This is a genomic window from Methylobacterium sp. WL6 (assembly GCF_008040095.1).
Taxonomy (GTDB): domain Bacteria; phylum Pseudomonadota; class Alphaproteobacteria; order Rhizobiales; family Beijerinckiaceae; genus Methylobacterium.
This window is the reverse complement of the sequence record NZ_VRVH01000241.1, coordinates 1-7,065: the sequence shown is the minus strand read 5'-3', so window position 1 is coordinate 7,065 and position 7,065 is coordinate 1. Positions and strand designations below refer to the sequence as shown.

8 protein-coding genes and 1 pseudogene are annotated in these 7,065 nt (G+C 71.7%); 4 read left to right on the top strand and 5 right to left on the bottom strand.

The features are described 5' to 3' along the window. Nucleotides 1-666, bottom strand: a pseudogene (locus FV230_RS22070) (DNA translocase FtsK); the annotation flags it as partial. Nucleotides 667-831: 165 nt separating this feature from the next. On the opposite strand from FV230_RS22070, the gene FV230_RS22065 reads away from it, so the two are divergent. The 3 genes from FV230_RS22065 (at nt 832) to FV230_RS22055 (ending at nt 3,738) form a co-directional block, all read left to right on the top strand. Then, on the top strand, nt 832-2,928 hold the full coding sequence (locus tag FV230_RS22065) for an NAD(+) synthase (protein WP_147843924.1): 2,097 nt from the start codon (nt 832-834) through the stop codon (nt 2,926-2,928). A 75-nt stretch (nt 2,929-3,003) separates the two neighbouring features. Beyond that, entirely contained in the window at nt 3,004-3,231 is a 228-nt protein-coding gene (locus FV230_RS22060) for a hypothetical protein (protein WP_147725599.1), read from the top strand. Nucleotides 3,232-3,324: 93 nt separating this feature from the next. Further along, nucleotides 3,325-3,738 (top strand): PilZ domain-containing protein, encoded by a 414-nt coding sequence (locus tag FV230_RS22055; RefSeq protein WP_147843922.1) that lies wholly within the window; start codon nt 3,325-3,327, stop codon nt 3,736-3,738. A 4-nt stretch (nt 3,739-3,742) separates the two neighbouring features. On the opposite strand, the gene FV230_RS22050 is transcribed toward FV230_RS22055, so the two are convergent. Continuing rightward, entirely contained in the window at nt 3,743-4,174 is a 432-nt protein-coding gene (locus tag FV230_RS22050; RefSeq protein ID WP_147843921.1) for an HIT family protein, read from the bottom strand. Nucleotides 4,175-4,323: 149 nt separating this feature from the next. On the opposite strand from FV230_RS22050, the gene FV230_RS22045 reads away from it, so the two are divergent. After that, on the top strand, nt 4,324-5,307 hold the full coding sequence (locus FV230_RS22045) for a cation diffusion facilitator family transporter (RefSeq protein WP_147843920.1): 984 nt from the start codon (nt 4,324-4,326) through the stop codon (nt 5,305-5,307). 26 nt (nt 5,308-5,333) lie between these two features. On the opposite strand, the gene FV230_RS22040 is transcribed toward FV230_RS22045, so the two are convergent. From FV230_RS22040 to FV230_RS22030, 3 genes are all read right to left on the bottom strand, one after another. Further along, the gene (locus tag FV230_RS22040; RefSeq protein WP_147843923.1) at nt 5,334-6,191 is read right to left on the bottom strand and encodes an SDR family NAD(P)-dependent oxidoreductase; all 858 of its coding nucleotides are present in this window, start codon (nt 6,189-6,191) and stop codon (nt 5,334-5,336) included. A gap of 40 nt (nt 6,192-6,231) precedes the next feature. Beyond that, nucleotides 6,232-6,411 carry a DUF1328 family protein gene (locus FV230_RS22035; protein WP_147752961.1) on the bottom strand — a complete coding sequence of 60 codons (180 nt, stop codon included), beginning with the start codon at nt 6,409-6,411 and terminating at the stop codon, nt 6,232-6,234. Nucleotides 6,412-6,512: 101 nt separating this feature from the next. After that, a partial coding sequence (locus FV230_RS22030) for a chloride channel protein (protein WP_187275582.1) occupies nt 6,513-7,065 on the bottom strand: 553 nt, incomplete at its 5' end.

Sequence of the window (7,065 nt, the reverse complement as noted above, 5' to 3'; positions counted from 1 at the left end):
GCGCTCGGCGGCCGCGGCCAGCATCGCGGCCTGGGCCTCGGCCCGCGCCAGGTCGAGGGCGTTGCGCTCGGCTTCCAGCGCGCGCTGGCGGCGCTCCTGCAGGATGGTGTCGGGGGTGCGGGTGTAGCGCACGGCCGAAGGGACGGGCGAAGCGACGGCCGAAGCCGTCGCGGAGCGGTCGGAAGGCCCCGGAACCGAGCGGGCGACGCCGCGCGGCCGGTCGATGTCCTCCGGCGTGATCGCGGCGGGCCGGCGCGGCGAGCGCACGAGCACGCCCGGCGAGGAGGCGGAGGCGTCGATCCGGCTCTCGGGCCGGACGCCGTCGAGCATGTCGAGGGTCGCCCGGTCGTCGAAGATCTCGCCGGGCCAGGCATGGGCGAACACGGCATCCTGGCCGGCCCGCGAATCGGTCCAGCCGCCGGCATCCGGCTCGGCGCCGCGACCCAGCATCGCGTTCGGCGGCGTGAGCCAGCTCGGCGCCGGCCGGGTGCCGGCGATGGCGTAGCTCGGGCGCTGCGGCCCGCCGACGAGGCGCCGCGTCAGGCTGGCCCGCAGCGACATCAGCCGATGGGCCAGCGCGCCGAGCGTGAGGCTCGGGCGGTCGCCGCCGCGGCTGGGGCGAGAGGGGTCGCGATGAGAATAGGGAGGCCGTCCCGATGCGCGCATGGGTTCTCAAAAACTCGAAACACGGAAGGCCGTCCCGCCCGGAACGGTCGATCCGAGTTAGGCCGAACGTCGTTAACAGAGCCTTGAAACCGGTCCGGCGCGGGCCGCTGGAGGGGCGGGCCGCCAGGCGGTAAGGTGGGGCGGAACTCCTCCCTCGCGCGGGTCGTGACGCCCTTGGCACCCACCCAACTTCCACGGGACTTCCGGTCCCTCTACGCCCAGGGCTTCGCCCGCGTGGCCGCCTGCACCGGGCGCAGCCATCCGGCGGACCCCGAGCGCAACGCCGACGCGATCCTGGCGCTGGCGCAAGACTGTCACCGGCAAGGCGTCGCGGTGGCCGTGTTCCCGGAACTCGCCCTCTCGGCCTACGCCATCGAGGACCTGCTCCTGCAGGCGACGCTGCTCGATGCGGTCGAGGGGGCGGCGGAACGGCTGATCGCCGCCTCGGCGGCCCTGCGCCCCCTCCTCCTCGTCGGTGCGCCCGTGCGCTGGCGCAACCGGATCTACAACGCGGCGCTGGCGATCCAGGGCGGCCGCCTCCTCGGCATCGTCCCGAAGATCCACCTGCCGAACTACCGGGAGTTCTACGAGAAGCGCCACTTCGCCTCCGGCGCCGGCATCGCGGCCGAGACGGTGCGCTTCGCCGGGCACGCCGTCCCGTTCGGCGCCGACCAGCTGTTCGCGGCCGAGGACGCGCCGGGCCTGATCGTCGGCGTCGAGATCTGCGAGGACCTGTGGGTGCCCGACGCGCCGGGCATGCACGCCGCGCTCGCCGGCGCCACGGTGCTGGCGAACCTCTCGGGCAGCCCGATCACCGTCGGCCGCGCGGAGTCGCGCGCCCTGCTCTCGCGCGCCGCCTCGATGCGGGGCCTGTGCGCCTACATCTACGCCGCCGCGGGGCTCGGCGAATCCACCACCGACTTGTCCTGGGACGGGCAGACCAGCATCGACGAGAACGGCGTGCGGCTGGCGGAAGGGCAGCGCTTCGCCGCCGGGCCGGTGGCGACGTTCGCCGACATCGACCTCGACCTGCTGGCCCAGGAGCGCCTGCAGGCCGGCAGCTTCGACGACAACGCGCGGCCGGGCTCCCGCCCGGCCTACCGCCGGGCGTCGTTCCGCCTCGATCCGCCGACGGGCGACCTCGGGCTGATCCGGCGGATCGAGCGGTTTCCCTTCGTGCCGGCCGATCCGGCCCGCCTCGCGCAGGATTGCTACGAGGCCTACAACATCCAGGTCGCCGGGCTGGCCCAGCGCCTCGAGGCCACCGGCACCCGCAAGGCCGTGATCGGCGTCTCGGGCGGCCTCGATTCGACCCACGCCCTCATCGTGATCGCCAAGGCGTTCGACCGGCTCGGGTATCCGCGCTCGGACATCCTGGCCTATACCCTGCCGGGCTTCGCCACCTCGGAGGCGACGAAGGGGAACGCGCACGCGCTGATGCGGGCGCTCGGCACCACCGCGGCCGAGATCGACATCCGACCCGCCGCGCGCCAGATGCTCGCCGACATGGGCCACCCCTACGCTGCGGGGGAGGCGGTCTACGACGTCACCTTCGAGAACGTGCAGGCGGGCCTGCGCACCGACTACCTGTTTCGGCTGGCCAACCACGCCGGCGCGATCGTCGTCGGCACCGGCGACCTGTCGGAGCTGGCGCTCGGCTGGTGCACCTACGGCGTCGGCGACCAGATGAGCCACTACGCCGTCAACGCCGGGGTGCCCAAGACCCTGATCCAGCACCTGATCCGCTGGACGATCGCCTCGGGCCAGTTCGGCACGGAGGAGGGGCGCGTGCTCAGCGCGGTGCTCGACACCGAGATCTCGCCCGAGCTGGTGCCCGCCGAGGCCGACGCGGCGCCGCAGAGCACCGAGGCCACGATCGGCCCCTACGCGCTGCAGGACTTCACGCTGTTCTATACGCTGCGCCACGGCTTCCGGCCCTCGAAGATCGCGTTCCTGGCCCTGCATGCCTGGGGCGATGCGGCGGCCGGCGCCTGGCCGCCGGATTTTCCCGCCGACAAGCGCGTCGCCTACGGCCTGCCCGAGATCCGGCGCTGGCTCGGGGTGTTCCTGTCCCGCTTCTTCGGGTTCAGCCAGTTCAAGCGCTCGGCCTTGCCGAACGGGCCGAAGGTCTCCGCCGGGGGCGCCCTCTCCCCGCGCGGCGACTGGCGTGCGCCGTCCGACGGCTCGGCCCGGATCTGGCTCGACGAGCTGGAGCGCAACGTCCCCGAAACCGGATCGACACAAACCGGACAGAGTGTGTGATTAACCACACGGTCAAGCCGGATCGTCGGGTAAGACGGATCCGGCCAGAGGGGTCGGCTGAGCGGAGATTCTCCGATGCAGAGCTACAACCTGTTCCGCCTGAAGAGCGTCGAGGGTCTGTGCTGCGCCGTTCCCGAGTCCAGCCGCGTCCCGAGCTTCCTCGGCGGCGGCCGCTGGACCTTCGGGGGCAAGCTCGACGAGAGCTCGGGTCTCCCCCTCGATTTCGACGGCCGCGCCGCGCAGACCGGGGTCCGCTTCAACGGCTTCTACCTGTTCCAGACCGTAGACCGGCGCTTTTTATAGGTGAGCAGGGCGGAGTCGGCGATCGCGGCGAGCATTCCTTAAGGGGCGCCGTGGGACGGTTGAGCCTGAATTTTCGGTCCTGAGGCTCGTTTCATGTCGTCGGAGAATCGCAACGAGGTCCGGCAGAGGGTGTTCCTCAAGGGACGCATCCTGTTCAACAACGGCTCCTCGAGCATGGATTGCCTCGTGCGGGACTTCTCCTCGACGGGTGCGCGTCTCGTGCTCAGCGAGACCGCGACGCTGCCGGAGATGTTCGACCTCTTCATCCCGCAGAAGGAGAGGACCTACCGCTCGGCGATGCGCTGGCGGCGCGCCGACGGCGTCGGAATCACCTTCGCGGTCGAGACGCCCAAGGCCGCGCCGGCGGTGCCCGCCGCCGAACCTGCAGCGGACGAGACCTCCATCGCCTTCCTGCTCCGCCGCGTGAGCGAGCTCGAGGCCGAGAATGCGGCCCTGCGCCGGCTCCTGACCGGGGTGGCGCCGACTGGTGCCGCGACCGCCGCCTGACGCCTCAGCCCTTCAGGGCGTCGCGGATCCGCTCGGCGTGGTCCGCGAGCACCGCCGGATCGGCCATCCCGCCCTCGTGGCGCTGAAGCGGCACGCCCTCGAAGCGGGGCACGACGTGGACGTGGAGGTGGAACACCGTCTGCCCCCCGGCCGCCTCGTTGAACTGGAACACCGTCAGCCCGTCCGCCTTGAACGCCGCCTTCACCGCCCGTGCGACCGTCTGCACGCTGGCGGCGAGCGCGGCGAGCGAAGCGGGCTCGGCGTCGAGCAGCCCGCGCGCGGGCGCCTTCGGGATCACCAGGGTGTGGCCGGGGCCCTGGGGCATCACGTCCATGAAGGCTAAAGTGTCGGCGTCCTCGTAGACCCGGTGCGCCGGAATCTCGCCGCGCAGGATCTTCGCGAAGATGTTGTCGGCGTCGTAGGTCGTATCCGGCATGCAGGCACCCGTGGTTGCGGCATCCAGGATGCACCGGCCCGCCTCCGGCGTCCACGCCGCCGGAACTCCCCGGCGGTCCATGCGCTTGTGGTCGGATCGCTGCGGCCCAGCTGCGATCCGACCCGGCGATCGGACAGGACCCCACACGCATGGCACATGAGAGCACCGGCGCCATCTACACCGCCGCCGGCGCCAACCTCGCCATCGCCGTGGCGAAGTTCGTCGGCGCCTTCCTCACCGGCTCGACCGCCATGCTGGCCGAGGGCGCGCATTCGGTGGTGGACACCGCCAACCAGATCCTGCTGCTCGTCGGCCTGAAGCGCGCAAAGAAGCCGGCGGATGCCAAGCACCCGTTCGGCTACGGCCGCGAGGTTTACTTCTACGCCTTCATCGTCGCGCTGCTGATCTTTCTCGGCGGCGGCATCTTCGCGATCTACGAGGGCGCCCACAAGATCCGGCACCCCGAGCCGGCGGCCGACGCGAGCCTGTTCGGCTACCCGCTGCCGGGGTTCTGGGTGAACGTCGCCATCCTCGGCTTCTCGGTCGCGGCGGAGGGCTATTCCTGCTTCGTCGCGATGCGCGCGTTCTGGGCCGAGAAGGGCGACCGCTCGCCGCTCAGCGCGATCCGGCGGAGCAAGGACCCGGCGCTGTTCACCATCCTGGTCGAGGACGTTGCCGCCCTGATCGGCCTGGTCATCGCGTTGACCGGCGTGGTGCTGGCACACGTCCTCGACAGGCCGGCCCTCGACGGATGGTCGTCGGTCGGCATCGGCCTCGTGCTGGTCGGGATGGCGATCTTCCTGATGATCGAGACCCACGGCCTCCTGATCGGCGAGGCCGCCGACCCCGAGGTCGTCGCGGCGATCCAGGAGGTGGTCGGCGCGGAAGCGGGGGTGAACACCGTCAACGAGGTGCTGACCCAGCACATGGGCCCATCCGACATCCTGGTGAACGTCAGCCTCGACATGGCCGACGACCTCAGCGCGGGCGAGGTCGAACGGGTCTCGGCGCGCCTCGACCGCGACCTGAAGGCCCGCGTCCCGAACGTGACCCGCGTGTTCATCGAGGCGCAGGCGCGCGCGGCATCCGTACCCGCGATGGGCAGGGTCGCCGCCGAGGCGACGGGCGGCTGACGGTGCGGGAAAAGGTCGGGTGCGCCCTACCGTGGCGCGTGCCCGATCTGCTGCAGGCTCAGCGCCCAGGTCCGCTCCTGCACGCGCTCGTCGCGGCTGTGGCGCGACGACCCCGTCTCGCGGCTGCACGCGAAGTAGCGGCCGCTCACGCCCTCGACCGCCGGCGCGGTCGCCACGTGCAGCGTCGTCGTCGCGCCCTCGGCGGGCTTGGTGAGGAACGGCCGGATCAGGTTCCAGGCGAAGCCGAACGCGCCCCCGGTGTTCTTGGCGAAGCCGGTATCGATCACCCCCGGATGCAGGGCGTTCACCGTGACGGGCGTGCCGGCGAGGCGGCGGGCCAGCGCGTAGGTGAACAGCACGTTGCCGAGCTTGGCCTGCGCATACGCCCGCATCGGGCCGTAGGAGCGTTCGGCCTGGAGATCGTCGAAGGCGATGCGGCCGCGGGTGTGGGCGGCCGAGGCCACGTTGACGATCCGCGACGCGGCGCCCGGCCGGCCGGAAGCTTTCAGCAGGTCGAGGAGCTCGAGGGTGAGCAGCACGTAGCCGAGATGATCGAGGGCCCAGGTGCGCTCCAACCCGTCGACCGTGACGAGGCGACGGTCGAAGATCGCGCCGGCGTTGTTCACCAGCACGTCGAGGCACGGGTAGGCGGCACGGACTTCGCCCGCCAGGCGCCGGATCTCGGCCTGCGACGAGAGGTCGGCGACGAAGGTGTCGACCGGCGCCCCGGGCACCGCGGCAGAAATCGCGCGCGCCGAGGCGGAGACCTTCCCCGCGTCCCGTCCGACGATGCCGACCCGGGCGCCGGCTTTCGCCAGCCCCAGGGCGGTCTCGTAGCCGATCCCGGAGGTGGCGCCGGTGACGAGGCAGGTGCGCCCGTTCAGGACGGCGCCCGGCCGCGGGTCCGAGGCCAACGTCCGGGCCTCAGAACACCGCCTGCCCGACGGCGAAGGCGATGACCACGATGACGATGGCGATGACCAGGAAGATGCCGAACAGGATGCGGGCGAGCGATCCGGCGCCCGAGGCGATCCCGGTGAAGCCGAGGCCGCCGGCGATCACCGAGACGACGAAGCAGATGAGGGCCCATTTGAGAAGGGTCATGCCGAACACTCCGGAACGAACCGGCGAACGGCCGGCAGGGAAGGCGACCGATCAATGCGGGCCAAGCTCAACCGTTCCCGCCCGCGCGCGCGTTCGACCCGTTATTTCTCGCCCTCGATTCGCGTCTCGTCCTTCGCCGGCTCGACGCGCGCGAGCATGATCTCGGCGAGCGTGTGGTACAGCCCGGTGCGGCAGACCGTCTTCGAGGCGGCGTCGGCGAGCACCGCCGCGATCATCAGCGGGATCATCATCGCATGGTCCTGGGTCATCTCGGTGACGATGACGAAGGCGGTGATCGGCGCCTGCAGCACGCCGGCCAGGTAGGCGACCATGCCGGTGAGCACCAGCGCGCCGATCGGCACGCCCGGGAAGACGTCCTGCAGCATGCCCCCGAGGCCGGCCCCGACCGCGAGCGAGGGCGCGAACAGGCCGCCGGGGATCCCGCTGATCGCCGACAGGGCGGTGGCGCAGAACTTCAACGGCGCGAAGTCGAGCCGCGCCGCGGAATCGCCGTGCAGCAGCGCCTTCGCCTCCTCGTAGCCGGTTCCGTAGATCGACCCGCCCGAGGCGAGCCCGGCGAGCGCGACGCCGAGGCCGCAGAGGCCCGCGAAGGCGATCGGATGCCGGGCGATCCAGCGGCCGGCGCGGCCCGGC

Excerpts from the sequence above, each read along its gene's own strand:
- FV230_RS22060 (WP_147725599.1), top strand. The coding sequence starts at position 3,004 with ATGCAGAGCTACAACCTGTTCCGCCTGAAGAGCGTCGAGGGTCTGTGC.
- FV230_RS22055 (WP_147843922.1), top strand. The coding sequence starts at position 3,325 with ATGTCGTCGGAGAATCGCAACGAGGTCCGGCAGAGGGTGTTCCTCAAG.
- FV230_RS22050 (WP_147843921.1), bottom strand. The coding sequence starts at position 4,174 with ATGCCGGATACGACCTACGACGCCGACAACATCTTCGCGAAGATCCTG.
- FV230_RS22045 (WP_147843920.1), top strand. The coding sequence starts at position 4,324 with ATGGCACATGAGAGCACCGGCGCCATCTACACCGCCGCCGGCGCCAAC.
- FV230_RS22035 (WP_147752961.1), bottom strand. The coding sequence starts at position 6,411 with ATGACCCTTCTCAAATGGGCCCTCATCTGCTTCGTCGTCTCGGTGATC.